At 72.9% G+C, this 842-nt stretch carries 1 protein-coding gene; it reads left to right on the forward strand.

The annotated features are described in order from the left end of the window. Positions 1 to 21 precede the first annotated feature (21 nt). The coding region (locus OTB19_RS43160) for a hypothetical protein (protein WP_267804323.1) at positions 22 to 842 on the forward strand (821 nt) is incomplete at its 3' end.

The following is an 842-nucleotide window of genomic DNA, read 5'->3' on the forward strand; positions in this document are numbered from 1 at the left end:
GAGCGGTGGGCAGTGGCGATCATGACAGTCGGTTCCGAGGCCGGCGTGACCATTCGGTCCTACGCTCCGGGGGACCTGTCGCGGGTGCTGGCTTTGATCGCCGGGGATCGGCTGCCGGGCCGGCCCGTTGTGACGGCCTCGATGCTCACCCACGCCGTCACCGGGCCCGGCGCGGGCCCCGGTGATCCGGGGGCCGGAGTGCCGGCGGTGCCGGGCACGGTCCTCGCTGTCTCCGCCGGTGGTGAGGTGTTGGGGGCCGCGGCCTGGGCGGTGCGTCGAGACGATGGTGACGGGCTGCTGTTGTGGTCGCACTGCGTGGACGATGATCAGGAGATCGCGGGGCTGTTGGTTAGGCATGTGCTGGAGCGGTTGGGGCGGCGTACGGTGCGCGCGTTCGCGTGTGCCACCGCGCCCGGGTTCGCGGGCCTGCCGGTGCGGAGCCGCCGCGGCACGGCGGTGGCGTTGGAGACGGCCGGGTTCTCCCGGCAGGAGGGGTGGACGTATCTCCACCACCGCCTGGATCCCCACAGTCCCCGGCCGTACGGGTTGGGGGACGTCATCGAGTGTGCCGATCCCCGGTACGGCTGGTATGTGCGTCTGTGGGAGCGGGACGGAAGCCTGGTCGGGAAGGCGACCGTCACCCGGCCCGTCGAGGGGGCCTCGGTCCTGGAGTGGATCGCGCTCATGCCCCGGCGGGGCGGATTCGGACACGGGGTCCTCGAGCGGTGCCTGGCCCCTCTCGTCGGCCACGGGGTCCGCGAGGTCGTCACGCTCCTCGACACCGCGGAACCCGGCGACAGCGCCGTCCGGGACCTGCATGACCGGGCCGGGTTCCGGGAGAT

The sequence above is a fragment of the Streptomyces sp. H27-H5 genome (assembly GCF_026627505.1).
GTDB lineage: Bacteria > Actinomycetota > Actinomycetes > Streptomycetales > Streptomycetaceae > Streptomyces.